This window comes from Nocardioides sp. W7 (assembly GCF_022919075.1).
Lineage (GTDB): Bacteria > Actinomycetota > Actinomycetes > Propionibacteriales > Nocardioidaceae > Nocardioides.
Genome location: NZ_CP095078.1, coordinates 1,153,254 through 1,177,464 on the forward strand (window position 1 = coordinate 1,153,254; position 24,211 = coordinate 1,177,464).

Consider the following 24,211-nt stretch of genomic DNA (forward strand, 5'->3'; position numbering starts at 1 on the left):
TCGCAGAGGCGCTCGACTTCGGCGTCCGGGTCGTTACGGTCGGCGAGCCAGTTGAAGGGCGTCGTCGTCGCGTTCGACCAGAATGTGTCCGACCTCGTGAAGGAGGGTGAAGTTCTCCCTTTTCGAGCCGGGGGTCGGCGAGTACATGACGGTGTTGTGTTCGGCGAAGGACAGTCCGTCGCATAGGCCACCGGCGCCCCGCTGCGAGATGAGCGCCGGTTCGGCGACCACGGTGTAGCCGAGGCTCTCGATGCCAGTGATGGGGTGGTTCGCGACGGCGGCACGTTGCGCCGGCTCGATGGCCTCGATGAGGCGACGCGCGTGGTCGCGGCGGGTGCTCACGCCGGGTCCAAGAAACTGGGCAGGTTCTTGAAGTGCTCAAGGATCGCCAGGAGTGTTTGAGGTGTCGCAGAGGTGGCGTTGCGTTTGCCGGCGGTGGCAAGCAGTCGCTTGGAATGTTCAGCGAGTCGTTCGACGGGGACGTTGCTTTCCCGGGACCACTGGTCGAGGAACGCGGCGATGATCTCGTCGTCAAAAAGGACGTCGAGGGTCTGCGCTCGCTGTGTGTTGGTCGTCAGGATCGAGTCGGCGGCGACGTTGAGGACTTCGGCGACTGCGTTGATGGTTGCTGGTGGTGGATTGAGCTTGTCGCGTTCCCAGGAGAAGACATTGTTCGTGGTGACGTCCCAGCCTCGTTGGCTCAGTCGCTGTGCAAGTTCGCCGACGGTGAGGCCTGCTGACTTCCGTATGGCAGCGAGCTGGCGACCGTTGATGAGAACTGCTGGGTCTTCGACGAGGCCGAGCATCTGAGCGATCGGGTCGTCGACTCGCACTGGTGTCGGGCTGGTTTGGTCCGTCTCGGCGTCGAGTTCGGCAAGTGCTTCTGGAAGTCCAGGTGCCCATTCGGCGATGCCGGCGATCAAGTCACGTTCGTCGTTGGTGAGGTCGGCGGACGTCGGGCGCCCGGCCACTGTGTCCAGCAGTGCTTCGACGAACGGGTCGGTCGCGGGCGACGTCTTCTCGGTGTTCGGGTCATTCATCCTTCGTCACCTCCTCATGACACTTCTTGATGATGGTCTTGAGCTGGTCGCCGACTCCCTGACCGGTGATGCCGAGCTCCTCGCCGATCTGCTTGTTCGTCTTTCCGTTCAGGAAGTGCCGGACGATCGTGACCTGCCGGTCGGTCAGCTTCTCGACAGCGCTGTTCAGTTTCCCCTGCCGTCGACGCGCGAGGTCCTCGGCAGCGGCGTAGTCCCCGAGCGGGTCCTGGTCGATGATGCGAGGTTCCTCGGGATCACCGGGAGGGAAGCGCTCCCGGGTCTTCTTCTCGGCGCGCACCAGGTCGACGCACCGGTTCAGCACCGCCTTGCGGAGGTAGCCGCGCCAGCCCTCGCCCCGGTCGGTGAGCTTCTGCTCCTCGACCAGCTCGAGAAGGTGGGCGAACAGCAGGCCGATCGCCTCGGCGGCCAGGTCGGGCCGCTTGCCGTCAAAGAATCGGTTCGCAACCTTGCGCAGCCACTCGTGGTGCTGCCGGTACTGGGCGGCGACGTCGGATGGGGTGCAGACGCGCGCATTCTCACCGGGGTCGTCGGCCAGCGCGTCGGTCACGCTTCAAGTATCGGCGATGCGCCCGACAGGACGGGTGAGTTTTCGGCTCGATCGGCAGAGGAATCCGCCGCACGTCCCACCTCGGTCGCCGGGAGGTCGCCGTACATCGTCCGGTACCAGCGTCGGCGTACGCCGGAGTGGCAGATGCACGTGCCGGTGGCGTCGGCGTGCGGCCGGCGCACGATCCCGGCTGGCAAGCCAGCGACGTCAAGGTCGACCCGCCGGTCAACAGTGGGAAGGTTGAGCATGTGCTTCACCAGCTCGGCGGCGATCAGGGTACCGGCGAACCAGGACACCTGTGGCGACGCAACCGCGATGACGTCGCTGTAACCGTTCGCCGCGTCGGCACCTGCGTCGCCGCCCTGGGGTCGCATCTCGGCCTCGGCGTACGCCTGACGGATCAGGTCGCTGAGCGGGGCGCTGACCAGAGCGTCACGTCGCTGCGCGGGTACGCGGCCGGCGGCGATCGCCACGTCGACGTCGGAGGCCGCCAAGACTGCTCCGTCCTGGAGGAGAGCGAGCACCCGCGGGATCGGGATACCGGTGACCTGGGAGTAGACGCCGGCTTGGGTCAGTGGCGGGTCGGCGCGGACGAAGTCGCAGAACGGGCAGGCGAACCCGTCGGCGAACCGCTCCCACTGCACGTGAAGCTCAGTGCCCGACACCCCGGCAGACAAGGTCGCCTTGCTGAGCACGTCGGCGACGTCAAGCCGCCCGCTGAGAGTGTCGACGCTCGAGATCACGACGCCGTGCCAGCCGGGTTCGTTCTTGGTGGTGTTCCAGGTCGCGACGTCGGTATCGCGAGCCTCGGCGGTCAGCCCAAGTTGCTGGAGGCGCTCGACCATCCCGGTGGATTTCTTGCCGGTCTCGCCTCCCAGCAGGGCCGGGTAACGGTACGGGTTTCGGTCGGGGTCGAAGACGTCCTTGTCGACAGCGGTCACCTCCAGCGCTGCGGCCAACGCGGCCGCGGCCGCCGACCCGTTCAGCATTGGTGAGCACGCCGTTGCGAGCACGGCCATCGCGCTGGTGCCGACCGAACCGACGCCGAGGAACGCGGTTCGCGCGATCTCGCACTCGGCCGCCGGGTTTGTGACCGTGAGGTCGCTGGCGTCGACCAGGCGCAGACGGTGGTCGATCAAGTTGGTCTCGATCGTCCCGATCACCTCCACGCCCGGGAAGCCCAGGTCGGCGAGGACCTTGATGAGGACCTGGCTGACCGCCAGGCTCCCTGCGGCATGAAGCCCGAGGCCGTGGACGGTGCCGGTCTCCATGACGACGGGGTGGTCGGCGAGCACGACGTTCCAGTCGCCGCCGCCGACGTAGACGTCGCAGACGGGCTCGGCGACGCCGAAACCAACCGTGATCTGTCGGGTGGCGGGCAGGTCGGTGACCGGGCGCACCGGCGTCAGCTTGTCGAGCAGGTCAGCCCACGATGCCGCCTGCCACCAGTTGTTCGGCAGGCGACGACCATCTCCGGCCGGGTCGTTGACGACGACGCCCGGCACCAGGCGGGCGATCATCGTCACGAACGCGGCGACAGCGACGCGCGCAGCATCGTCGGCGTCCGCTGCGACGGCGACGGCGACTTCGGTCTCGTCGAGCCGGCGAAGAACCTGGGTCGCCGGCTCCTGCGCTCCGCCGACGGTCTGGCTCCCGAGAAGCCGCAGACGTGGGTCCTCGACCGAGGAGTTCACGACGACTCCTCCGCGGCGATCCAGCGGTCGCGGTCCGGTCCGGCCTTCAGTTCGACCCAGTACCCGTCGTGGAAGAGGTAGACGGCGCAGGCGTCTAGGCCGCGCCGCAGGCCCAGCCCGAAGAACGGAACGACGATCGAGATGCCGCCCTCGAAGGAAATGACCGGGTTGGCGTCGTCAGCGGCAGAGTGGAACGCATCACCGGGGTGGCTGTGGATGCGTGCCACGTACAGGTCGTCGGGGCCCAGCGCGAGGGCGAGGTCCATCTGACCTTCGCGGGGAACCTCGACGTTGACGTGGCCGTAGGTGTCGCGGTGCGCGTTCTGCCGTGGTACGACCAGCTCGAGGCCGGTGCCCTTCTTCATCATCGCGGTGCCTTCGAGGCCGAACGTTCCGCGGTCCTCGAAGAAGGTGCGCGCGTCCTGGAGCACCTTCGAGGTCAGCACCAGTGGCGCCTCCGGGGCCGGGGGCGTCGTTGCGGGCGTGGAGGAGGTGTGGTGGTTACGCATGGATGCCTGTCTTCCGGAGCAGGGATTCGATCAGGGAGTCGAGTCGCATGCTGAAGCGGTGGGAGTCCCAGCGCTCGGTGAAGTGGCTCTCGTGGGCGTAGTAGCCGCGGGTGCCGCTGACGCACACGAACGGAACGCCGAGGCTGGGGTGGATGCCGAGGCCGAAGCCGGGAATCCACTGCTCCACCGCCAGGATCTCGCTGGCGTCGTCGACCAGGGTCGCGTCGAACGGCTCGGAGTCGTAGCGGGAACCGTCCAGCAGCAGGTTCCACGTGCCGTCGTGACGTGTCAGGGTCATCGCGATGTTCGACCCGTCCCGGTGGAGGTCGCCGGCCAGGTCGCCCAGCTTCAGGCAGGCCCGGCCGACCTCCGCGTCGAGGAGGTCGGCCAGGACCGCCGGGTGAAGAGCCACTGCCTGCTACTTGGTGTGGGTGATGCCGGCGCCGTCGACCTGGGGCTTGCGGTTTATCAGCACCAGGACGTCGCCCTCGACGATGCGGAGGTCGCCGAAGGTCGCCGACGGGTCGAGCTCGTTGTCGGAGACCCGGGGCAGGCTCAGCGAGTAGTCGCCGGCGGTCAGCCAGCCTTTGTTGACGAACAGCTTGACCTCCTTGTCGGTGACCTCACCGACAGTGTCGGACGGCTTGACCGTCACCTTGTCGCTGTGGCCAGCCAGGGACCGGATGGTCACCTTGAAGGGGTGGTCGTCGCCGTGGCCCGGCTTGGACGTCGTGTCGCTCTCGGAGTGAGTGCTCACTGTGGGCTCCTTTCTGTTTGTGCCCGCTCTGCCTGATAGACGTCGTCGCGGGGGTCCGTGAAAGCCTGCTGCCGGAAAGAACTCAGCGACATGCTCGTTTGCGGCGTCTCTGGGTGACCTCGGACGATCGGGTTACCCGGCACCCCAGGACCCGTCGAACGTTGCAGTCCGTAGGACAGGTTCGGCAGACGCGCCGGTCGGCACCCGATGGCCAGCCTCCAGCGGCACTGCGAGCCCTGAAGATTCCGACTAGCGTCATTCTGAAGCCGCAAAGGGCTACAGGGTTGGACGGGCAGAGATGTGGCAAAAGTGTGGCAGGACGCCCAGCCGCGACCGTTCGTGCTCGACGACAGCCAACGTGTTCTTGCAGGTCAGGCTCGCAGTGCAGTCCAGGATCAACGACAGTCGCTCAGCGTGCCGCGCGTCCCCTGGTGCTACTGAGTTTGCGCGCTTGCGCAGGTCAGACGGGGTGTAGGGGCCAGGAGTCCGCGTTCAGTCCGCAAAGAGCCCGCAAGAACTCGGACGTCGGGCCGTGTCCTCCGCGCTTGCGACGCGCGGGGTCCGATCCTCGGCCGTGGGCCAGGTTGGCTGTAGTTCGTCAACGTGGTCGCCGCGGACGAGTGCCCCCAGCTCGCGCTGCACGGTGACGACGTCGCAGCCGGCGGCGATCAGGCCGGAGGCGCAGAAGTGACGCAAGTCGGGGAGTCTGGCTGACCTCCGGGTCGAGCGCCAGCGCCCGTCGATGTCGTTGTCGTACCGAGGGCCGGCGGGTCTCACCCCAATTGGGTGAACACCGGGCTCCGACAGGGACCGTGATCGGATCGCTCACATACTGGGCGACCAGCCTCTCGGGCCGCGTTCCAGTTCCGGAGGTTCTCCGTGCCGTTGCCACTCCGCTTCCGCACCCTGTTCGTCGTCCCGCTCGCAACCGTCGCCCTGGCGCTCGCCGGCACCCCGTCGGTCGCGGCGGCGACCCACGACCGTGCGGTCTCCCGTGAGGCGCCGCGGGCCAAGCCGACGAAGGTGCGCGTCACGGTGAAGGCACCGAAGAACGTCCTGTCGGGGAGCCGCATCGCTGTCGCCGGGCGCGTCACCGAGCGCCCGGGCGGTGCCGGGGTCGCGACGAAGGTGGTCATCGAGTCGATGCGCTTCCCGGGAGGCTCGACCAGTTGGCAGCGGGTCGGCACCACCCGGAGCAAGCCCGACGGCACGTACCGGCTCAAGAGGCGGCTGATCTCGTCGCTCTACCTGCGGGCCCGCGCGCTACCCACGCGGCGTACCGCCGGGGCTCCGTCCGGCCGGGTGATGGCCTGCACGCGAGCGGATCAGGGTCATCGCCGGCACCCCTCGCACGGTCGAACCCGGCGCGAAGATCTCCGTGCGGGGCACGACGACACCCAACCTCGCCGGCGACTTCCTCAGCCTCCAGGAGTACGACGCCGACCGTGACGAATGGCTGATCGTCAACACCGCACGGGTCAACAGGCAGGGCCGGTACCTGCTCGAGGGCGTGCCCCAGGTGTCCGGCGCCGCCGTGCTCCTGCGGATCAAGTACGGCTGGCAGCTGCGCACCCAAGCCTTCGTCGACCGCTACGTGTCCGCGGGCGACTTCCAGGTGTACGGCTGGCACCACCTCGACGACCTCGCCGTCGTGGCCAGCTCCAACGACCACCATGGCGGGGGCGGCGAGCCCGGGTGGAAGATCGGCGGCGTCGACTACCCGCACACCGTCGACCTCCTGGACCTGAGCGAACCCCATCGGCCGAGCTGGCTCGAGTGGCGGCTGGACCAGCGGTGCACCGAGTTCGACGGGTTCGCCGGCGTGGCCGACACATCGTCCGTCGCGTCGACCCTGAGCGTCGGCTCCGGCACCTCCGGGATCTGGAGCGGCATCGCGATGCCCGGAGCCCCCGCGACTCGTGTCACCGTCGGGCTGGCCGGCGTTCAGACGCTGCGGCTCGGTGAGACTTCCGCGCCGGCCAGCGCGTTCGCGCTCTTCGGGGCAGCGCGGGTGAAGTGCGCCTTCCCCCGGTCAGGTCGCCCCGACGCGATGCTGGGCTCGGTGTTCCGGGCATTGTTGTCCAGGCGGTCGGGGTAGAGCTCGATCTGCACCTGAGTTCCCTGAGCCATCTCCGGCTTGACGCATGCCGATATCGGCATATGATCGCGCTATGGCACGGGCAGCGACGACGTCGGACGTCTTCAACGCGATCGCCGAGCCGCAGCGTCGGGAGATCCTGGTACTGCTGCGGGCGGGTGAGCGGCCGGTGACCGAGCTGGCCCAGGAGCTGGGGATGACCCAGCCGGGAGCGTCCAAACACCTGCGGGTGCTCCGGGAGGTCGGGCTGGTGCGGGACCGCAAGGCGGGCAAGCAGCGCCTGTACGGCCTCGACGCCAACGGGCTGCGACCGGTCCACGAGTGGGCCGGCGGCTTCGAGCGGTTCTGGAAGGAGAGCTTCGACCGGCTGGACGCGTACGTGCAGGACCTGAAGCAGACGAAGGCAGAGGAGTAGCTGATGAGCGCGACGGGACGAGAAGCGCAGGCGCAGTCCGCGGCGGCCGACCGCGAGGTCGTGATCACGCGGGTCGTCGACGCCCCACGGGAGCTGGTGTTCGAGGCGTTCACCGAGGTGCGGCACCTGGCGCGGTGGTGGGGCCCGGAGGGGTTCACCACCACCACGCGGGTGTTCGAGTTCCGGGTCGGCGGCGAGTGGGACTTCGTGATGCACGGACCGGACGGGACGGACTACCAGGAGTGGATCACCTGGTCCGAGCTCACCCCGCCGGAGAGGATCGCACTGCTCCACGGCGAGTCCCGAGACGACCCCAACGCCTTCGAGACGGTGTTGACGTTCGCGCCCGACGGCGCGGCGACCCGGATCGAGATGCGCACGGTGTTCCCCACCCAGGAGCTGCGCGACGAGGCGGTCGAGAAGTACCACGCGATCGAGGGCGGCCAGCAGACCCTGAGCAACCTGGCGGCGTACGTCTGCGAGATCGCTCGGTCGGGGGCGGAGGGCTGATGGCCGGAAAGGTGTTCTTCAGCGTGTCGATGTCGCTGGACGGCTACATCGCGCCCGAGTCTCTCGGGGACCTGATGGGGCAGCAGTGGATGGAGCTGCAGCAGTGGATCTTCCCGCAGCGGTACTTCCGGGAGCGCCTGAAGCTCGGCGAGGGCGGCGAGGAGGGTCCCGACAACGACATCGTGCGCGAGACGTTCGAGCGCACCGGCGCGAGCGTGATGGGCAAGCGCATGTTCGACGCCGGCGAGCCGGCGTGGCCGGAGGAGGCGCCGTTCCACACGCCGGTCTTCGTCGTGACGCACGAGAAGCGTGACGCCTGGGAGCGGCCGGGCGGGACCACCTTCCACTTCGTCAACGACGGCATCGAGACCGCGCTCGACCAGGCCCGCGAGGCCGCCGGCGACCGGGACGTCCGCATCGCAGGCGGCGGCGCGACGATCGTGGAGTACCTGAACGCCGGTCTGGTCGACGAGTTCTCGATCGCGCTGTCGCCCGTGCTGTTCGGCTCCGGGATCCGCCTGTTCGAGGGCGTGGACGCGGGTCGCGTGGCCCTGGAGCAGGTGCGCGCGGAGCCGACGCAGCGGGTGACCCACCTGACCTACGCCGTCCGGGAGCGGTAGCTCTCTCGACCTCGGTGCTCCCCGACGCGTCGCTCACTAGGCTCGGCGGCATGTCGAGCTCCTGGGAGAGGATCGCCCGCGCCCAAGCCGGCGAGGACTACGCGACGACGTACGCCGAACGGTTCGCGCGGCTGGCCGCCGCCGGGCACGACGTGCACGGCGAGGCCGCCCTCGTGACCCGGCTGGTCGCGCCGCCGGCCCGGGTGCTGGACGCGGGCTGCGGGACCGGCCGGATCGCCGTACATCTCGATGAGCTGGGGTACGACGTCGTCGGGGTCGACGTGGACGCCTCGATGCTGGCCGTCGCCCGCCGGGCGGCGCCCGGCCTGCGCTGGGAGGAGGCTGACCTGGCGTCGTTCGACCTGGGCGAGACGTTCGAGCTGGTGCTGCTCGCCGGCAACATCGTCCCGCTGCTGGAGCCGGGGACCCTGGACGCCGTCGCCGCGCGGCTCGCGGCGCACGTGAGCGCCGGCGGCCGGGTCGTCTGCGGCTTCGGCCTCGACGCCGCCCACCTGCCGGGCGACTGCCCGGTGACGCCGCTGGCCGACGTCGACGCGGCGATGGCGGCGGCGGGCCTGGTCGCGGCCGAGCCGTTCGCGACCTGGGACGGTGACCCGTACGACGGCGGCGGGTACGTCGTGACCGTGCACGAGCGGCGCGAGAGGATCGGGGCATGAGGGTCGTGGTGCTGACCGGTGCCGGGATCTCCGCGGAGAGCGGGGTCCCCACCTTCCGCGACGCCGACGGGCTCTGGGAGGGCCATCGGGTCGAGGACGTCGCGACCCCGGAGGGCTTCGACCTCAAGCCCTCGCTCGTGCACGCCTTCTACGACGCCCGCCGCGCGGCGCTCGCCGACGTCGAGCCCAACCCCGCCCACGACGCGCTGGCGCGGCTGGAGGAGACCCTCGGCGACGACCTGCTGGTCGTCACCCAGAACATCGACGACCTGCACGAGCGGTCCGGCTCGCAGCGGGTGCTGCACATGCACGGCGAGCTGCTCTCCGCCCTGTGCCGCGGCTGCCGGAGCCGCTCGCCGTGGACCGACCCGCTCGCCGACCTCCCGCCCTGCCCCCGCTGCGGCGTGACCGAGCTGCGGCCCGACGTGGTCTGGTTCGGCGAGATCCCCTACGAGATGGACCGGATCTACGCCGCCCTGGAGCGCTGCGACCTGTTCGTCTCGGTCGGCACCTCGGGCGCGGTCTACCCCGCGGCCGGCTTCGTCCAGGCGGCGGCGTCGTACGGCGCGCGCACCCTCGAGCTGAACCTGCTCCCCTCCGAGGGCAGCCACCTCTTCGACGAGACCCGGCACGGCCCGGCGTCCCGGTTGGTGCCGGCCTGGGTGGACGCGTTGGTGGGGTAGTCCGTCACACGGGCGGGGCTAAGACCGCCTGAGCCTGCCCCGCTCTTGACCCCCACTGTGTGACGGACTACCCCGCCAGCCGGTCCCGGATCAGCCCCTCCAGCCGAGCTACGTCGTCCTGGAGGCCGATCACCGGGGCGAAGCCGCGGACCACGTCGATGAACATCTCGCCGCTGGCGATGATGCGCGGGTCCAGGTGGCCGAACACCTCGAGCGCAACCACGCCGTACAGCCGCGTCCAACCCTGCATGTAGACCCAGAGCAGGCCGCGGTCCTCGGGGGCGAGCCCCTCCACCTCGGCCGGGATCAGCGGGTCGAGCACCGCATCGCGGACGGTGGGTGGCAGGTCCTCGAGAGACGGGACGGGATGCCGGTTCTGCTGCCAGAGTGCGCGCATCTGGTCGGTGAACAGGTGGCCCGACGACGACAGCGTCAGCATCTCCCGGCGGGTGCAGGAGGAGTCGGCGACCGGGTTGGCGAAGACCAGGCCGAACTCGCGGGGCTGGGTGAGCGCCCATCGGCGGAATGCGGTCACCGAGACCACGAGCCGGCCGGCGAGATCGTCCTCGGGCAGCTCGTCGGCGGCTGCCGCGAACGTGGCGGTCGCCGCCTTGTCGATCTCGAAGGCGACCAGGTCCACGAGCTCCTGGTAGCTCGCGACATAGCGGTACAGCGCCGGCGCGGTCATCCCCATCCGGCTCGCCACCCCACGCAGGGACAGGTCGGCGCCGTCGGAGAGCAGGGCCCGTGAGGCCCGCACGATCTCGTCGTACGTCGCCTCGCGCTGGCGCTCGCGCCTCGTCGGCTCCCGCAACGTCCCCACCCGTGACCGCTCCCGTCTGCGCGAACCGTTGACGCGAATAGTTTACCCCGTTTACGGTTTACATCCTTCACTCTACTTACCCATGTTCACCAGGTCGCGAGGAGACCGTCATGATCGAACGCTGGGGGGCCTTCGTCGGCCGTCGGGCACTGACCGTGCTGCTCGCCGGACTGGCGGTCGCCCTGGCCGCCGGCGTGTTCGGGATCGGCGTCTTCGACCATCTCTCGCAGGGCGGCTTCGACGACAGGAGAAGCGAGAGCTCGCGCGAGCTCCGAGTCGAGCAGGACACGTTCGGCAACCGGTCGCTCGACGTGATCGCGATCTACTCCAGCGAGGAGCTCACCGCCGACCAGCCCGAGTTCCGCGCGGCCGTCGCGGCCGTCGTCGATGCGATCCCCGCGGATCTCATCTCCGCGGTGGTCCCGTACTACGACAGCGACCGGCCCGACCTGGTCAGCGCCGACGGACACGCCGCGCAGGTGCAGATCTCGCTGGCCGGGGAGTCGGAGGACGACTTCACCCGCGCCTACGAGGAGATCAGCCCAGGCCTGGTGGCAGCGGGTCTGGAGACCGACCTGGCGGGCACCTACGCGGTCTTCACCGACGTCAACGAGATCACCTCCGACGACCTCAAGCGCGCCGAGCTGATCTCGATGCCGCTGGTGCTGCTGCTCGCCCTGCTGATCTTCGGCAGCCTGGTCGCGGCCTCGATGCCGGTCCTGGTCGGCGTCGTGGCGATGCTCGGGGCGCTGGCGGTGGTGCGGGTGCTGACGATGGTCACCGACGTCTCGGTCTTCGCGGTCAACGTGATCTCCCTGCTCGGCATCGGCCTGGCGATCGACTACGCGCTGTTCGTGGTCAGCCGGTTCCGCGAGGAGCTGGCGCTCGTCCCGCCGGACCATCCGGACGCCGCGGCCATCGCCGTACGACGCACCATGGCGACCGCCGGCCGGACCGTGCTCTTCTCCGGTCTGACCGTGGCGGCGGCGATGTCGAGCCTGCTGATCTTCCCGCAGGCCTTCCTCAAGAGCATGGGGTACGGCGGGATCGCGGCGGTCCTGGTCGCGATGGTCGCGGCGCTGACCGTGCTGCCGGCGACGTTGCGGCTGCTGGGTCGCCGGGTGGACGCCGGCCGGCTGCCCTGGCGCCGGCACCGGGCCGTGGCGGTCGACGACGGGCACGGCCGGTGGGCGCGGCTGGCCCGGGCGGTGATGCGCCGGCCGGTCGTCGTGATCGTGGTGACCGTCGTCGGCCTGCTGGTCGTCGCCTCGCCCTTCCTCGGCGCGCGCTGGGGCAGCGTCGACCACCGGGTGCTGCCCGACGATGCGCCGGCGCACGTGGCGATCGACAAGCTGAACGCGGAGTTCGGGCCCGAGTCCTCGGCCGCGTCGCTGCTCCTGCAGGGCGTGCCCGAGCAGCAGGTGGCGTCGTACACCCGCGCGGTCGAGCAGGTCGAGGGCGTCACGGCCGTGGTCCCGGTCGCGCAGGCGGACGGCGCGACCCTGCTCCGCGCCGTCTGGGAGGGCAACAGCCAGACCGAGGGGTCCCAGGCGGTCGTTCACGACCTGCGGGACATCGAGCCCGAGGTCGGCACCGTGCTCGTCGGAGGTCAGACCGCGGCGACCGTCGACCTGATCGACTCCGTCGGCGCGCACCTGCCGTGGATGGGACTCATCGTGCTCGTCGTGATGCTGGTGCTGCTGTTCCTGGCCTTCGGGTCGGTGGTGCTGCCGGTCAAGGCGGTGCTGATGAACCTGTTCTCGGTCGCCGCCTGCTTCGGCGTCGTGACCTGGATCTTCAGCGAAGGCCACCTGGCCGACCTGCTGGGGTTCACGCCCCAGGGCTTCCTCGACGTGACGAACCCGATCCTGATGCTGGCGATCCTGTTCGGGCTCTCGATGGACTACGAGGTGTTCCTGCTCTCGCGGGTGCGCGAGCAGTGGGACCGGACCCACGACAACGACCTCGCGGTTGCGACGGGCCTGCAGAAGACGGGGCGGATCATCACCAGCGCGGCCCTGCTGCTGGGCGTGGTGATCGGTGCCTTCGGCACCAGCGGGATCGTGTTCATGAAGATGCTCGGCATCGGCATGCTGGTGGCCCTGCTCATCGACGCGACAGTCGTCCGGGCCCTGCTGGTGCCGGCGACGATGAAGCTGCTCGGGGACTGGAACTGGTACGCCCCCGGTCCGCTCCGCCGCTGGTGGGAGCGGTACGGCTTCCGGGAGAGCGACGAGGCCCCCGGACAGATCGGAGAGATCGACCCCGGGCGGGAGCACTCCGCGGTCTGAGCTGCTCCATGCCGGCGACGAGCCGACCACGAGCCGACCACGAGACGACGAGCCGCTCAGCCGTGACCTCGGCCTCACTGCCTGAGTGCCCGCCGGGCGTGTCGCCCGGGGGGTGGGCGGCATGTGCTGTGATGCGATGCCGACCCCCCTCCCGAGGAGATCTCATGAAGACCCTGACCCTGGCCGCCGCCGTGCTCGGCGCCGCAACCCTGCTGACCGGCTGCGGTGGCGACGACGACAGCGGGAACGGCGGTGGGTCCAAGAGCTCGAGCTCCTTCACCGACCAGTCCGGCGCGGAGATCGCCGAGGCGGCCAAGGACGCCATGGCCGGTCTGGAGTCGGTGCGGGTCAGCGGCTCCATCAGCAGCGACGGCGAGGAGATCGCGCTCGACCTCGCGGTCAGCACGGCCGGCGAGTGCGCGGGCTCGGTCTCCGTCGGCGGGGCGTCGGCCGAGCTGCTCGGCGCCGACGGCACGGCCTGGTTCAAGCCGAGCGACGAGTTCTGGCTCGCCCAGGGCGGCGAGCAGGCCCAGACGATCATCGACCTCGTCGCCGGCCGGTGGGTCGTGATGCCGGCGGGCGACGAGGGCTTCGGCGAGTTCTGCGACCTCGACAGCCTGCTCGAGGAGCTCGTCGACAACGACGAGGAGAACACCTACGAGAAGGGCGACGTCTCCGAGATCGACGGCACCGAGGCGATCGCGATCACCAACACCGACGGGGAGGACGGTCCCTCGGTCGGTCACGTCCAGGTCGAGGGTGACCACTACCTGCTGAAGATGGAGCGCACCGAGGGCGACGACCAGGGGGCGATCACGTTCTCCGACTTCGACGCCGAGGTGCCCGTCGAGGCGCCCGCCGCGGAGGACACCGTCGACCTCGACGAGCTCGGCAGCTGACCGGTCCCGGTCAGGGCCGCAGCACGTAGCGGCCCCGCGCCCCGCCCTTCGCGACCAGACGCTGCGCCTCCGCGGCCTCGGCCAGCGGGAGCTCGCCCGCGACGCGGGTCGGGAGCTCCCCGGCCGCGGCCCGGGCGAGCAGGTCGGCGGTACGACGTCCGTCCGGCACGACCTCGACGGCGAGCACCCGCACCCCGCGCTCGGGCGCGGGCGGGGCGGAGGGCTGGACGCCGACGAACGTGCCGCCGTCGCGGACCAGGTCGAGGCCGGCCTCCTGCAGGACGGCGCCGTCGGCGACCGCATCCCAGCCGCGCTGGGTGCTCGTCGTGAAGTCGGCCCCGAGCCCGCGCACGAACTCCTCGTCCCCCGCGCGGGCCAACCCGGTGATCCGCCAGCCGCGCTCGGCCGCCAGCGGGACGACGTACCCACCGACGGCGCCGGCCGCTCCGGTCACCAGCAGCGAACGGCCCCCGCCGTCGCCGAGCAGGTCGACCAGCTGTGCTGCCGTCAGCGCGTTCAGGGCGAGGGTGGACGCCGCCACCAGGTCCAGGCCCTCCGGGACCACGGCGAGGTCGGCTGCCGGTACGACGAGCTGCTCGGCGTAGGTGCCGAAGTCGCGGTCGAAGCCGCCCACCAGGCCGGCGACCCGGTCCCCCACGGCCAGGCCGGCGTCCGGCCCGACGGCGACGACGGTGCCGGCGAAGTCCCAGCCGAGACCGGTGTGGGCGGGCTGGTCGATCAGTCCCAGGCCGTGGAAGAAGCCGGCACTGACCCCGAGGTCGACCGGGTTGACCGGCGCCGCGGCGACGGCCACCCGGACCTGCCCGGGACCTGGCTCGACCACCGGCACGTCGATCAGCTCGATGGAGTCGGGACCGCCCGGGGTGCGGACGACGGCTGCGCGGAACGTGCTCATGGTGCTCTCCTCTTGTCGGATGGTGTTGTCATGCACCACGATGGAGGGGTAACTCTCCGTTGGTAAGTAGGCACCTTGAAGTGCGTAACTTGCCCGAACGTGCCTGGGAGGGCCTCGTGCCGACGATGACCGCAGCGCAGCGCCGCGAGCAGGAGAAGGTCACCTACGACGCCTTCCTGCGCGAGTGTCCGAGCCGGCAGCTGCTCGACCGGCTCTCCGACAAGTGGGTGGCCCTGGTCCTGGCGGCCCTCGCCGAGGGAGGCAGCATGCGCTACTCCGAGCTCGCCCGACGCCTCGCGGGCGTGAGCCAGAAGATGCTCACCCAGACCCTGCGCGCGCTAGAGCGCGACGGGCTGGTGACCCGCACGGTCACGCCGACCGTGCCCGTCACCGTCGAGTACGACCTCACCCCGCTCGGCGCCTCGCTCCACGCCGTCGTGCGTCACCTGAAGGGCTGGGCCGAGGCGCACATGGACGACGTCCGCACCGCGCGTGAGGAGTACGACGCCCGCTCGGCCTGAGCACCCTCGACGTGCCCACGCCGGCGAGGCCCGCCGGGTCAGGTGATCCCGGACTCCTCGCCCCGGACGATCAGCTCGGCGAACAGGTCGAGCCGCGCACCGCCGACGCACACCGCTTCGAGGTAGTCGCCGAAGTGCACCTGCTCGTAGTCCAGCACCGCCACCACCTGGGTGAGCACGGCCGCGGGCAGCTCGCCGGCCGTGTCGAGCACCATCGCGTAGCGGTGGTGGACCGAGCCGTCGTCGTCGACCTCGGTGTGGCCGAGCACCAGGTGCGGGGACAGCAGGGCGCCCGCGAGCCGGGCGTCGTCGACGACGGGGGCCGTGAAGGGATAGGTCACGTCGACCAGCAGCATCCGCTCGTCCTGGCCGCGCGCGCTCACGAGCCGCAGGAGGGTCGGCCGGGGGAGGTCGGGGGTGTCGCCGCTGAACCCGGCGAGCAGCTCGTCCTCCTCGCCGGAGTCGACGACGTGGACGCCGAGGCCGGTCAGGAAGGCGGCCAGGTCCGGCAGGCCCCAGCTCATACGGCCGGCAGCCCGTCGCGGTTGCGCAGGGCGTCGATCCAGGCCTTCCACAGGGCCTTGCCGTCGCCCTTGTTCAACGCCATCCGCAGCGGCGTCATGCCCGAGGCCATCACCTGACCCATCACCGTCTCCTGTCGGTAGACCTTGGCCGCCGTCATGGCCAGGTCGGCCTGGCTCGCGGGTCCGGCCTGGCTGGCCGGCTCCGGCAGGTTGTTGGCCTCGACGATCGAGCCGGTGAGGTGCGTGATCAGCTCGTCGTACCGTTTGCGCTTCTTGATCGTCGAGGAGTCCCAGTTCCGCGCGTCGGCGAGCTTCTGTTTGCCGACCCGCCACAGGGTGGCCAGCGCCTTGAAGCCGCCGCCCGCGGCCTTGAGACCCACCCCGGCGGCGGCGCCGACTCCCGAGAGCATCGCGATGTCGCCGGCGATCCCGGGCAGGGCCGCGGCGATGTTGAGCGCGTTGCGCTTGATCCGCTTGCCGGTGATGGCCTGCAGCTGGCGGGTCATCGTGTACTCCTTCGCCGCGGCGACCTTCGACATGTCGGCACCGGCCTGGGAGATTGCGAAGGTGTCGAGGATGATTTTGGCGATGCCCGTGGCCGAGCGGTTCCCTCCGAAGAAGGTCGCGTTCTCCTCGAGGTCGCGCGCACCGATCAGCACGATCTTCGCGGCCCGCTTGTCCTCGCGCATCTGCGCCCACCCCTGGTAGGCGATGCCGAGACCGATGCCGTTGACCAGGATGTCGAGGACCCCGATCGCGATGCCGAGACCGGGGACGGCATTGAGCATGGCGGAACTGACGCTGCTGACCTGGCTCATCACCGTGTTGATGGCCTCGATGGTCGACTTGCCGGCCTCGACCACGGACCGAAGCGCGGCCACGGCGGCGGCGGACGGGTCGCCGGACTCCAGCCCGTCGGCGGCCTTCACGGCCGCGGCGATCGTCTTGACCATCGTGTAGCCCGCCTTGATGGACGAGAGGATGCCGGCGATCGAGGCCAGGAAGTCGGCGGCCTTGGCGGTCTCCTCCGGGGCGGCGCCGACCGTCTCGGTCCCGCCTTCCTTCTTCGCGAGGTCGGTCTCGGGCCCACTCGCCTCCCCGGTGACCTTCGGCGGGGCCTCGACCTTCGGCGGGGCCTCCACCTCCTGCCCGTCCCCGCCCTGGGCGGTCTTCGTGGCGTTGGCGAACGCGCTGGCGGTGCCGGCGGCCGCGGTGGTCACGTTGAAGGCGGCGGCGACGGCATCCTCGGTCTTGTCGAAGCCCTTGCGCCACTTCTGGACGGCCGTGCCGCCCTCGACCAGGAACGCGAAGCCCGCGATGCCGGCCCCGCCGTAGGTCAGGTTGGCCTGCTGGGCGTCGTCGCCCAGGGTCGAGCGCTTGCCCCCGTCGGCCTTGTTGAGGCCGGCGAGGTAGCTGTTGGTCGCGTCGACGTGATTCGTGGTCGCGGCGCTCTCGGCCGCGAGGCCGCCGAGCTCGCTGACACTCTCGAAGCCGGAGCTCACCTCGTCCGTCGTGCGGTCGGTCGCTGCGGGGATGTTCCCCTGCGTCCAGGCGGCGAGGGTGGTGGGCACCCGCGGACGCCGGGGGAGCGGTGGCGGCGCGACGGTGCCCGTGCCCGTCGGCGCGGGCGACGCTGCCGGTGCCGGGGGACTCGCGGTGGCAGTGCCCGCGCGGCCCGGAGCGGGCCGCGGCAACGAGGCCATTTGCGGCGGGGCGGCGTTGCCCGTGCTCGCAGGCGCCACCGGTGCCGGGGGACTCGCGGTGGCAGTGCCCGCGCGGCCCGGAGCGGGCCGCGGCAACAAGGCCATTTGCGGCGGGGCGGCGCGGAGGGCGCCGGGTGGGAGGGGTGGGGGTCCGGGGTGTCGCAGTGGCGGGGGTCCCGGGGGCAGCGGTGCTTGCAGGGGTGCGGGTCCTGCGGGGAGCGGCGGCTGGGCGGCGCGGAGGGTGCCGGGTGGGAGGGGTGGGGGTCCGGGGTGTCGCAGTGGCGGGGGTCCCGGGGGCAGCGGCGCCTGCAGGGGTGCCGCCCCGTGGGCGCGACGGACCGTGCGGTGTGCTGCGCCGCCGTCCTGCCGGGTGTGGGCCAGCTCGTGGGCGAGCAGGTGCTGGCCCGGCCGGCTGTCGAGGGCTGGCGTGCCGGAGCCGAGGAAGATGTCCTTGCCGACGGTGAACGCCTTCGCCCCGAGCTGTGAGCTCAGGGCCGCGGCCGACGGTCCCGTGTGCAGGCGTACGCCGCTGAAGTTCGCACCACCGAAGGCGCTCTCCATCGAGCGGCGCACCGGTTCGGGGAGCGCGGAGCCGCTGCTGCCCCGGATGGCGGCGGCGGTGCCGGCGTCGACCGCTCCGCCCGCCGCCCCCATGGCACCCGAGGCGCGCCCGAGGCCCGAGCCGTCGTCGGCACCGCCGAGGGCACCCTCGTCGGCGAGCCGACGCAGCACCTGCTCCGCGGTGCGCTCGGCGGCCTGCTCGTACTGGTCGTTCGCGGCACCCACCTCGAGCGCGGGCGCAGCCGGGGCAGGCGGCGCCGGCGCCACCACATCGCGCGCCGGCGCGGCCTCCGGTTCGGCGGCGGTCCGGCTCACGTTCGTCCACCCCGCTCGGTCGTGGGTGTCATCCGGAGGTGCTCGCCATCGCGAGGTCGAACCAGTCGCCGTACTTGTCCCGGGTGATCCGCAGCGAGGACTTCTGGAGCTCGCGGGCGGTGCCCTGCACCAGGTGGGCCATCCCCACGGAGCCGCCGTCGCGGGCCGCCAGGAACGCGGCGTCCACGACCGCGTTGCGGATGGACGCCCCGGACATCTCGAACCGGCTCACCAGCCACTCGACATCGACGTCGTCGGCCAGGGGCATGCCGGCGGCGAGGTTGCGGCGCCACAGCTCCTGACGCTCGGACTCACCGGGCAGCTGGAAGTCGAGCCGGACGTGCACCCGGCGGATGAACGCCTCGTCGATGTTCTTCTCGAAGTTGGTCGCCAGGATCACGATGCCGTCGTACCGCTCGAGCCGCTGGAGCAGGTAGCTGGTGCCGACGTTGGCGTAGCGGTCGTGGGAGTCGGTGACCTCGGTGCGCTTGCCGAACATGGCGTCGGCCTCGTCGAAGAACAGCACCGTCCCGCCGATGGAGGCGGCGTCGAAGAGGTTGTCGAGGTTCTTCTCGGTCTCGCCGATGTACTTGCTGACCACGGCCGACAGGTCGAGGCGGTACATGTCGAGCCCCAGCTCGCCGGCGACCACCTCGGCGCCCATCGTCTTGCCCGTCCCGGACTTGCCGGAGAAGAGCGCGACCAGCCCGCGCGACGGCGACGGGGAGATGCCCCACTCGCCGTACACGGTCGACGAGGAGCGGTAACGGTCGACCAGGTCGACCAGTCGCTGCTTGCGATTCGGCGGCAGCACCAGATCGTCCCATCCGGCCCGCGGCACGATCCGGGTGGCCACGGCGTCGATCCGGGCGTCGGTGAGCCGTCGGTACGCCGCCTCGGAGTCGCCGCCGGTCAGGCCGAGGGCCTGGCCCATCCGGTCGAGCTGCTCCGCGGTCAGGGCGTGCGGACGGTCGGCCTCGCCCGCGACGGCCACCCACTCGGTCTGCGAGATCTGCGGCGGCTCGGGCGCGAACTCGCGCCAGTCGCGGCGGGGCAGGTCGTCGAGTGCCACGGGCGTGGACGTCGATATCGCCCACCGCAGGTGCGTGGTGTCCTCGATGCAGCGCCGGCCGTCGGCGCTCAGTGGCTCGGTGGACTCGAGGAGGACGGCCGCCCCGGCCAGGGTGGCCTCGCGCACGACCGCGGACCAGCCGTCCGGGTGGGTCGGGGGCGGGGTGACCAGCAGCCGGACCGCAGCCGTCTTCTCCGCCGCGCGGTGACGGCGGCGGGCCCGGTCGGGACCGACCACGAGCACGGTGTCGTGGCCGTCCGCCCAGGCCGGTGCCGACGTGGAGACGACCGGCACCAGCTCCGCCCCGACGGGCAGCGCCGGGTCGGACCGGGTGTCGCCCCACAGCGCCCACAGGAGCCGAGGCGCGAGGGTGATCGCGGTGCGGCCGAAGGCGCCGCGGGCGGTGACGAGGGCCAGCGCCGCGCGGACCAGGCCCGAGGTCGGTCCCGCCAGGGCCGGGGTGCTGCCGGGCAGCAGATGCGGCAGCATCCAGAGCTCGACCCGGTGCCGGTCGCGGTCCTCGGTCAGGCTGACCAGCAGGCGTTGCAGGCTCTCGTCGAGCTCGGCCCCGACCAGCACGGCCAGCAGCTCGGTCTCGGCGGTGCCGAGAGCCGCCTGAGCGGCGACGATGCCGAGCGGGATGCCCTCGTCGATCGCCGCACCCAGCGCGGTCCGGGCCGCCGCCAGCGCCTGATCGCACCGGGCGACGAGCGCGGGCTCGGGGTCCGGCGCCAGCACCGCCAGCGCTCGCTCCACGGCTGCGATGGCGAGCCCGCGGACGGGGTCCGGCAGCGGCAGCAGGAGTGCGGCAGGCTCGGACACGTCCGAAGTAAAGCACCGGGATTAATTCCTCGCGCCGGAACCGAGAACTCCGGTCCGACCGGTCGGGATCACGCCAGGAGTGCGCCCGCATGGGCGGGCAGCGTGAGCCTCCCGCCGGCGAGTTCGACCCCCGCCTCGGTCTCGAAGAGCAACCGGGTGTGACCGAGCTGGAGTGCGGCCTCGGCGTCGCCGAAGTTCACCACCACCGCCAGCTCCCCCCGGTGCATCACGAACGTACGACGCTCCTCGTCGGCCTCGCAGCGGGTCCGTCCGAGGGCCGGGTCGGTGAGCTCGCTCCACCCGCGGCGCAGCGCGCCCAGCCGGCGGTAGACGTCGAGCATCCGGGCGTGCCGACCCTCGTTCGCCTCGGCCCAGTCGAGCTTCGAGCGCTCGAAGCTGGCCGGGTCCTGCGGGTCCGGCACCACGGCCGGGTCCCAGCCCATCCGCTCGAACTCCGCGATCCGGCCCTCGGCCGTCGCCTTCCCGAGCTCGTGCTCCGGGTGCGAGGTGAAGAACAGGAACGGGGTCGAGGCCGCCCACTCCTCGCCCTGGAACAGCATCGGCGTGAACGGACCGGCCAGGGTCAGCAACGCCGCGCAGGCCAGCTGGTCGTCGTCGAGGTGGTCGGTGATCCGGTCGCCGACCGCCCGGTTGCCGATCTGGTCGTGGTTCTGCGCGCAGACGACCAGTCGCCAGCTCGGCATCGCCGCGGTGTCGATCGGCACGCCGTGGTCGTGGCCGCGGAAGGACGAGAACGTCCCGTCGTGGAAGAAGCCGCGCTCGCACACCTTGGCCAGCGCACCCAGCGGCTCGAAGTCGGCGTAGTAGCCGTCCGTCTCCCGGGTCAGCGCGACGTGGACGGCGTGGTGGAAGTCGTCGCTCCACTGCGCGTCCAGCCCGTAGCCGCCCGCCTCGCGGGGCGTGATGAGCGTCGGGTCGTTGAGGTCGGACTCCGCGATCAGCGTCAGCGGACGCCGCTGGTGGGCCGAGAGCGCCGCCACCTCGACCGCCATCTCCTCCAGCAGGTGGGTCGCGGACTCGTCGGACAGCGCATGCACGGCGTCCAGCCGCAGCCCGTCCACGTGGTAGTCCGACAGCCACATCCGCACGTTGTCGAGGATGTAGCGGCGCACCTCCGCGGACCCCTCGCCGTCGAGGTTGACCAGGTCGCCCCAGGTGTTGCTGCCGGACTTCAGATAGGGACCGAAGACCGGCAGGTAGTTCCCGGACGGGCCGAGGTGGTTGTAGACGACGTCCTGGATCACGCCCAGGCCCGCGGCGTGGCAGCCGTCGACGAAGCGCTGGTAGGCCGTCGGGCCGCCGTACCCCTCGTGCACGGCCGACCAGAGCACGCCGTCGTAGCCCCAGTTGTGGGTGCCGTTGAAGGCGTTGACCGGCATCAGCTCGACCAGGTCGACACCGAGCTCGCGGAGGTGGTCGAGCCGGCCGAGCGCCGCGTCGAAGGTGCCCTCGGGCGTGAAGGTGCCGACGTGCAGCTCGTAGACGACCGCCCCCGCGAGCTGGCGCCCGGTCCAGGCGTCGTCGGTCCAGGCGAAGGCCGCGGGGTCGTGGGTTCGCGAGCGCTGGTGGACGCCCGCCGGTTGGCGCCGCGACCGCGGGTCGGGTCGGGGCGCGTCCTCGTCGTCGATCAGGTAGCCGTAGTCCACCTCCGAGCGTGGGTCGGGAACGGGTCCCGCGGGGGTCCACCAGTCGTCGTCCCCGCGAGTCATCTCGACGATCTCATCGGGCAGCGCTTGTCCTGAGGAGCCGAGGGACGAGGCGTCTCGAAGGGACAGGCGGAGGCGAGCCGGCCGGGGGGCCCAGACGTCGTACGGACCGCGCATCAGGACTCCTTCACGAGCAGGGCGACGGGCAGGTCGGCCAGCACCTCGGCCAGCGGGGCCGAGCCGGATCCGGACCACGAGCCGAGGGCGTCGGTCCAGCGGCCGGGCGGCAGCTCCAGCGTCGTGGCATCCCAGCCGCCCCTCGCGGCGAGCCCGACGGGCAACCGGGTGGCGACGGCCAGCGCCCCGCCGCGGTCGAACGCGATCACGTGGTCGGCCGCCGGCCCGCTGGCCGCGACCGCGTCGTACGACGTGAACAGCTCCGGCCGGTCGCGTCGCAGCCGCAGGGAGGTCGCGGTGACGTGCAGCTTGGCCGTGCCGGCGTCGTCGACCGCCGGCGTGGGTGCGGTCCACGCGCCGCTGCCGAGGATCGAGCGGCGCGCCTCGAAGTCGACCCACCGCCGGTTGTCGGGGTCGACCAGGCTCTGCTCCCACAGCTCGCTGCCCTGGTAGACGTCGGGCACACCGGGGATCGTCAGGGCAAGCAGCTTGGCCGCGAGCGCGTTCGACCAGCCGGGCAGCACGACCTGCTCGAGCAGACCGTCGACGACCGCGCGCACCTCGTCGGAGTCGAAGGCGGCGTCGACCGCGGCGTGCACGGCCTCCTCGTACGACGAGTCCGGCTCGGTCCACGTGGTCCGGTCGCCCGCCTCGCGCATCGCCTTCTCGGCGTACCCGTGCAGCCGGTCGCGGTCGGCGGGCCAGGCGCCGAGCACCGCCTGCCAGAGCAGCGAGCCGAAGCCCGGGTCGGGCACCGGGACGAGCGAGAGCAGCGACTCCAGCGCCGACTCCCACGCCTCCGGCAGCTCGGCCAGTGCGGTGATCCGGGCCCGCACGTCCTCGCCGCGCTTGGTGTCGTGGGTCGACAGGGTGGTCATCGCGTGCGGCCAGTCGCGCTGCCGCTCGGCCAGCTGCTCGTGGAAGCCGGTCACGTCGAGGGCGAAGACGCTGGGGTCACCACCGACCTCGTTGAGCGAGGTGAGGCGGGAGTAGCGGTAGAACGCGCAGTCCTCCACGCCCTTGGCCATCACCATCCCGCTGGTCTGCTGGAAGCGCTTCGCGGCCGCGAGGTCCGGGTCGTGGAGCCACGGCTCGAGCTGGTCGAAGGTGACCGCGAGGTCGGGGCGGCGGCGGCGCGCCTCGGTGAAGGCGTGCTCCAGGTGCTCGCGCCCCTCGGGCAGGTAGGAGCGGTAGACACCGAAGCAGGCGAACAGCTCGGCGACGGCGTCCTCGGCCCGGAAGGCGTGTACGACGGGCAGGTGCCGCCGCAGCTCGCGGACGATCCGGCGCACCTCGCTGTTGAGGATGCCGTCGGCCACCTCGCGCTTGGTGTCGTGGATCATCTCGGCCCAGTCGACGGGCCCGCCGCGCAGCCGCGCCTCCAGGTCGTCGAGCGGCTTCTGACCGGCCGGGTCGGTGAGCACCCGGTCGATGTGGGCGAGAGCGTCGTACCCGGTCGTACCGGCGGTCTCCCACGAGGACGGCAGCCGCTCGCCGGGCTCGAGGATCTTCTCGACCAGCACGTACGCGCCTCCCGTGAGCGACGCCAGGTCGCGCAGGTAGCCGCCGGGGTCGCGCAGCCCGTCGGGGTGGTCGACGCGCAGCCCGTCGACCAGGCCCTCGTCGAACCAGCGCCGGATCTCGACGTGCGTGTCGTCGAACACCTCCGGCTCCTCGACGCGCACGGCGGCCAGGGTGTTGACCGCGAAGAAGCGCCGGTAGTTCAGGCCGTCGTCAGCGAGGTGCCAGCTCACCAGCTGGTAGTGCTGGCGGTCGTGCACCTGCTGCGGGTCGTCGTGGAGCCCGTCCGCGGTCCCGGGGGCGACCGGGAAGGCCTGGTCCCAGTAGTGCAGCTCCAGACCGTCGGCCCCCTCGACCAGGCTCAGGTGGTCGATCGGGGCCCGGTCGTCGGCCTGGTCGTCGTCGCCGACGACCGGGAGGCGCAGCCGCTGTCCCGCGGCGTCCCAGTCGATGTCGAACGCCGGCGCGTGCTCGGCCTGGCGGCCGTGCTTGAGCACGTCCCACCACCACGGGTCCTCGGCCGGGGTCGCGACCCCGACGTGGTTGGGCACGATGTCGACGAGCACCCCCATCCCGAGCCGCCGCGCCTCGGCGGAGAGCGCCGCGAGGCCCTCCTCGCCCCCGCGGGCCGGGTCGACCCGGTCGTGGCGGATGACGTCGTACCCGTGCGTGCTGCCGGGCTCGGCCTCCAGGATCGGGGAGAGGTAGACCCAGTCGGCGCCCAGGTCGTGGAGGTACGGCAGCAGGCGCGCCGCCTCGAACAGGTCGAGGTCGGCGCTGATCTGCAGCCGGTAGGTGCTGGTCGGGGTACGGCGGGTCGCGGCCACG

General features: G+C 71.4%; 25 protein-coding genes. 11 read left to right on the top strand and 14 right to left on the bottom strand.

What is annotated here, in order from left to right; translation table 11 throughout:
- Positions 1 to 33: 33 nt before the first annotated feature.
- Genes MUB56_RS05500 through MUB56_RS05530 form a run of 7 tightly spaced genes read right to left on the bottom strand, consistent with a single transcriptional unit; the run spans position 34 to position 4,568 of the window.
- Positions 34 to 342 (bottom strand): hypothetical protein, encoded by a 309-nt coding sequence (locus MUB56_RS05500; protein ID WP_244930899.1) that lies wholly within the window; start codon positions 340 to 342, stop codon positions 34 to 36.
- Complete coding sequence (locus MUB56_RS05505) at positions 339 to 1,040, bottom strand: helix-turn-helix transcriptional regulator (protein ID WP_244930900.1); 702 nt, start codon at positions 1,038 to 1,040, stop codon at positions 339 to 341. The genes MUB56_RS05500 and MUB56_RS05505 overlap by 4 nt, the downstream gene beginning before the upstream one ends.
- Entirely contained in the window at positions 1,033 to 1,608 is a 576-nt protein-coding gene (locus tag MUB56_RS05510; RefSeq protein ID WP_244930901.1) for a sigma-70 family RNA polymerase sigma factor, read from the bottom strand. The genes MUB56_RS05505 and MUB56_RS05510 overlap by 8 nt, the downstream gene beginning before the upstream one ends.
- Positions 1,605 to 3,302, bottom strand: a complete 1,698-nt coding sequence (locus MUB56_RS05515) for a hypothetical protein (protein WP_244930902.1) — start codon at positions 3,300 to 3,302, stop codon at positions 1,605 to 1,607. The genes MUB56_RS05510 and MUB56_RS05515 overlap by 4 nt, the downstream gene beginning before the upstream one ends.
- Positions 3,299 to 3,811 carry a hypothetical protein gene (locus tag MUB56_RS05520; protein WP_244930903.1) on the bottom strand — a complete coding sequence of 171 codons (513 nt, stop codon included), beginning with the start codon at positions 3,809 to 3,811 and terminating at the stop codon, positions 3,299 to 3,301. Before MUB56_RS05520 ends, MUB56_RS05515 begins: the two co-directional genes overlap by 4 nt.
- Positions 3,804 to 4,223: a hypothetical protein gene (locus MUB56_RS05525; protein ID WP_244930904.1), complete on the bottom strand. Its 420-nt coding sequence runs from the start codon at positions 4,221 to 4,223 to the stop codon at positions 3,804 to 3,806. Before MUB56_RS05525 ends, MUB56_RS05520 begins: the two co-directional genes overlap by 8 nt.
- Before the next feature lie 6 nt (positions 4,224 to 4,229).
- The gene (locus tag MUB56_RS05530; protein WP_244930905.1) at positions 4,230 to 4,568 is read right to left on the bottom strand and encodes a hypothetical protein; all 339 of its coding nucleotides are present in this window, start codon (positions 4,566 to 4,568) and stop codon (positions 4,230 to 4,232) included.
- 879 nt (positions 4,569 to 5,447) lie between these two features.
- On the opposite strand from MUB56_RS05530, the gene MUB56_RS05535 reads away from it, so the two are divergent.
- The 7 genes from MUB56_RS05535 (at position 5,448) to MUB56_RS05565 (ending at position 9,571) form a co-directional block, all read left to right on the top strand.
- On the top strand, positions 5,448 to 6,017 hold the full coding sequence (locus MUB56_RS05535) for a hypothetical protein (protein ID WP_244930906.1): 570 nt from the start codon (positions 5,448 to 5,450) through the stop codon (positions 6,015 to 6,017).
- Positions 5,947 to 6,666, top strand: a complete 720-nt coding sequence (locus MUB56_RS05540; protein WP_244930907.1) for a hypothetical protein — start codon at positions 5,947 to 5,949, stop codon at positions 6,664 to 6,666. The genes MUB56_RS05535 and MUB56_RS05540 overlap by 71 nt, the downstream gene beginning before the upstream one ends.
- 73 nt (positions 6,667 to 6,739) lie before the next feature.
- Positions 6,740 to 7,081: a metalloregulator ArsR/SmtB family transcription factor gene (locus MUB56_RS05545; protein ID WP_244930908.1), complete on the top strand. Its 342-nt coding sequence runs from the start codon at positions 6,740 to 6,742 to the stop codon at positions 7,079 to 7,081.
- 3 nt (positions 7,082 to 7,084) lie between these two features.
- Positions 7,085 to 7,591: an SRPBCC family protein gene (locus MUB56_RS05550; RefSeq protein WP_244930909.1), complete on the top strand. Its 507-nt coding sequence runs from the start codon at positions 7,085 to 7,087 to the stop codon at positions 7,589 to 7,591.
- On the top strand, positions 7,591 to 8,211 hold the full coding sequence (locus tag MUB56_RS05555) for a dihydrofolate reductase family protein (RefSeq protein WP_244930910.1): 621 nt from the start codon (positions 7,591 to 7,593) through the stop codon (positions 8,209 to 8,211). The genes MUB56_RS05550 and MUB56_RS05555 overlap by 1 nt, the downstream gene beginning before the upstream one ends.
- A gap of 50 nt (positions 8,212 to 8,261) precedes the next feature.
- Positions 8,262 to 8,888, top strand: coding sequence for a class I SAM-dependent methyltransferase (locus MUB56_RS05560; protein ID WP_244930911.1), 627 nt, complete (start codon positions 8,262 to 8,264; stop codon positions 8,886 to 8,888).
- On the top strand, positions 8,885 to 9,571 hold the full coding sequence (locus MUB56_RS05565) for an NAD-dependent deacylase (protein ID WP_244930912.1): 687 nt from the start codon (positions 8,885 to 8,887) through the stop codon (positions 9,569 to 9,571). Before MUB56_RS05560 ends, MUB56_RS05565 begins: the two co-directional genes overlap by 4 nt.
- A gap of 67 nt (positions 9,572 to 9,638) precedes the next feature.
- Here MUB56_RS05565 and MUB56_RS05570 read toward each other — a convergent pair whose 3' ends face one another.
- On the bottom strand, positions 9,639 to 10,385 hold the full coding sequence (locus tag MUB56_RS05570; RefSeq protein ID WP_244930913.1) for a TetR-like C-terminal domain-containing protein: 747 nt from the start codon (positions 10,383 to 10,385) through the stop codon (positions 9,639 to 9,641).
- A 119-nt stretch (positions 10,386 to 10,504) separates the two neighbouring features.
- Between MUB56_RS05570 and MUB56_RS05575 the strand changes: the two genes are divergently transcribed.
- Together MUB56_RS05575 and MUB56_RS05580 are read left to right on the top strand one after the other, a co-directional pair.
- Positions 10,505 to 12,685, top strand: coding sequence for an MMPL family transporter (locus MUB56_RS05575; protein ID WP_244930914.1), 2,181 nt, complete (start codon positions 10,505 to 10,507; stop codon positions 12,683 to 12,685).
- 164 nt (positions 12,686 to 12,849) lie between these two features.
- Entirely contained in the window at positions 12,850 to 13,584 is a 735-nt protein-coding gene (locus MUB56_RS05580; RefSeq protein WP_244930915.1) for a hypothetical protein, read from the top strand.
- A 10-nt stretch (positions 13,585 to 13,594) separates the two neighbouring features.
- Here the strand turns inward: MUB56_RS05580 and MUB56_RS05585 are convergent, their stop codons facing one another.
- Positions 13,595 to 14,500 carry an NADP-dependent oxidoreductase gene (locus tag MUB56_RS05585; RefSeq protein ID WP_244930916.1) on the bottom strand — a complete coding sequence of 302 codons (906 nt, stop codon included), beginning with the start codon at positions 14,498 to 14,500 and terminating at the stop codon, positions 13,595 to 13,597.
- A gap of 125 nt (positions 14,501 to 14,625) precedes the next feature.
- On the opposite strand from MUB56_RS05585, the gene MUB56_RS05590 reads away from it, so the two are divergent.
- Positions 14,626 to 15,021: a helix-turn-helix domain-containing protein gene (locus MUB56_RS05590; RefSeq protein ID WP_244932356.1), complete on the top strand. Its 396-nt coding sequence runs from the start codon at positions 14,626 to 14,628 to the stop codon at positions 15,019 to 15,021.
- Positions 15,022 to 15,059: 38 nt separating this feature from the next.
- On the opposite strand, the gene MUB56_RS05595 is transcribed toward MUB56_RS05590, so the two are convergent.
- On the bottom strand, positions 15,060 to 15,545 hold the full coding sequence (locus MUB56_RS05595; protein WP_244930917.1) for a hypothetical protein: 486 nt from the start codon (positions 15,543 to 15,545) through the stop codon (positions 15,060 to 15,062).
- The gene (locus MUB56_RS05600; protein ID WP_244930918.1) at positions 15,542 to 17,116 is read right to left on the bottom strand and encodes a hypothetical protein; all 1,575 of its coding nucleotides are present in this window, start codon (positions 17,114 to 17,116) and stop codon (positions 15,542 to 15,544) included. Before MUB56_RS05600 ends, MUB56_RS05595 begins: the two co-directional genes overlap by 4 nt.
- A gap of 456 nt (positions 17,117 to 17,572) precedes the next feature.
- Here MUB56_RS05600 and MUB56_RS05605 point away from each other — a divergent pair, with 456 nt between their 5' ends.
- Entirely contained in the window at positions 17,573 to 17,734 is a 162-nt protein-coding gene (locus MUB56_RS05605; protein WP_244930919.1) for a hypothetical protein, read from the top strand.
- A gap of 418 nt (positions 17,735 to 18,152) precedes the next feature.
- On the opposite strand, the gene MUB56_RS05610 is transcribed toward MUB56_RS05605, so the two are convergent.
- From MUB56_RS05610 to treY, 3 genes are all read right to left on the bottom strand, one after another.
- On the bottom strand, positions 18,153 to 20,018 hold the full coding sequence (locus MUB56_RS05610; protein ID WP_244930920.1) for an ATP-binding protein: 1,866 nt from the start codon (positions 20,016 to 20,018) through the stop codon (positions 18,153 to 18,155).
- 68 nt (positions 20,019 to 20,086) lie between these two features.
- Positions 20,087 to 21,862 carry a malto-oligosyltrehalose trehalohydrolase gene (treZ, locus tag MUB56_RS05615; protein ID WP_244930921.1) on the bottom strand — a complete coding sequence of 592 codons (1,776 nt, stop codon included), beginning with the start codon at positions 21,860 to 21,862 and terminating at the stop codon, positions 20,087 to 20,089.
- On the bottom strand, positions 21,862 to 24,210 hold the full coding sequence (gene treY / locus MUB56_RS05620) for a malto-oligosyltrehalose synthase (protein ID WP_244930922.1): 2,349 nt from the start codon (positions 24,208 to 24,210) through the stop codon (positions 21,862 to 21,864). Before treY ends, treZ begins: the two co-directional genes overlap by 1 nt.
- Between the last annotated feature and the right edge of the window lies 1 nt (position 24,211).

Bases quoted from the DNA above. Each gene is read 5' to 3' on its own strand.
- MUB56_RS05580 (WP_244930915.1), top strand. From the start codon at position 12,850: ATGAAGACCCTGACCCTGGCCGCCGCCGTGCTCGGCGCCGCAACCCTG.
- MUB56_RS05565 (WP_244930912.1), top strand. From the start codon at position 8,885: ATGAGGGTCGTGGTGCTGACCGGTGCCGGGATCTCCGCGGAGAGCGGG.
- MUB56_RS05505 (WP_244930900.1), bottom strand. From the start codon at position 1,040: ATGAATGACCCGAACACCGAGAAGACGTCGCCCGCGACCGACCCGTTC.
- MUB56_RS05520 (WP_244930903.1), bottom strand. From the start codon at position 3,811: ATGCGTAACCACCACACCTCCTCCACGCCCGCAACGACGCCCCCGGCC.
- MUB56_RS05585 (WP_244930916.1), bottom strand. From the start codon at position 14,500: ATGAGCACGTTCCGCGCAGCCGTCGTCCGCACCCCGGGCGGTCCCGAC.
- MUB56_RS05550 (WP_244930909.1), top strand. From the start codon at position 7,085: ATGAGCGCGACGGGACGAGAAGCGCAGGCGCAGTCCGCGGCGGCCGAC.
- MUB56_RS05595 (WP_244930917.1), bottom strand. From the start codon at position 15,545: ATGAGCTGGGGCCTGCCGGACCTGGCCGCCTTCCTGACCGGCCTCGGC.
- MUB56_RS05575 (WP_244930914.1), top strand. From the start codon at position 10,505: ATGATCGAACGCTGGGGGGCCTTCGTCGGCCGTCGGGCACTGACCGTG.
- MUB56_RS05560 (WP_244930911.1), top strand. From the start codon at position 8,262: ATGTCGAGCTCCTGGGAGAGGATCGCCCGCGCCCAAGCCGGCGAGGAC.
- MUB56_RS05545 (WP_244930908.1), top strand. From the start codon at position 6,740: ATGGCACGGGCAGCGACGACGTCGGACGTCTTCAACGCGATCGCCGAG.
- MUB56_RS05590 (WP_244932356.1), top strand. From the start codon at position 14,626: ATGACCGCAGCGCAGCGCCGCGAGCAGGAGAAGGTCACCTACGACGCC.
- treZ (WP_244930921.1), bottom strand. From the start codon at position 21,862: ATGCGCGGTCCGTACGACGTCTGGGCCCCCCGGCCGGCTCGCCTCCGC.
- MUB56_RS05555 (WP_244930910.1), top strand. From the start codon at position 7,591: ATGGCCGGAAAGGTGTTCTTCAGCGTGTCGATGTCGCTGGACGGCTAC.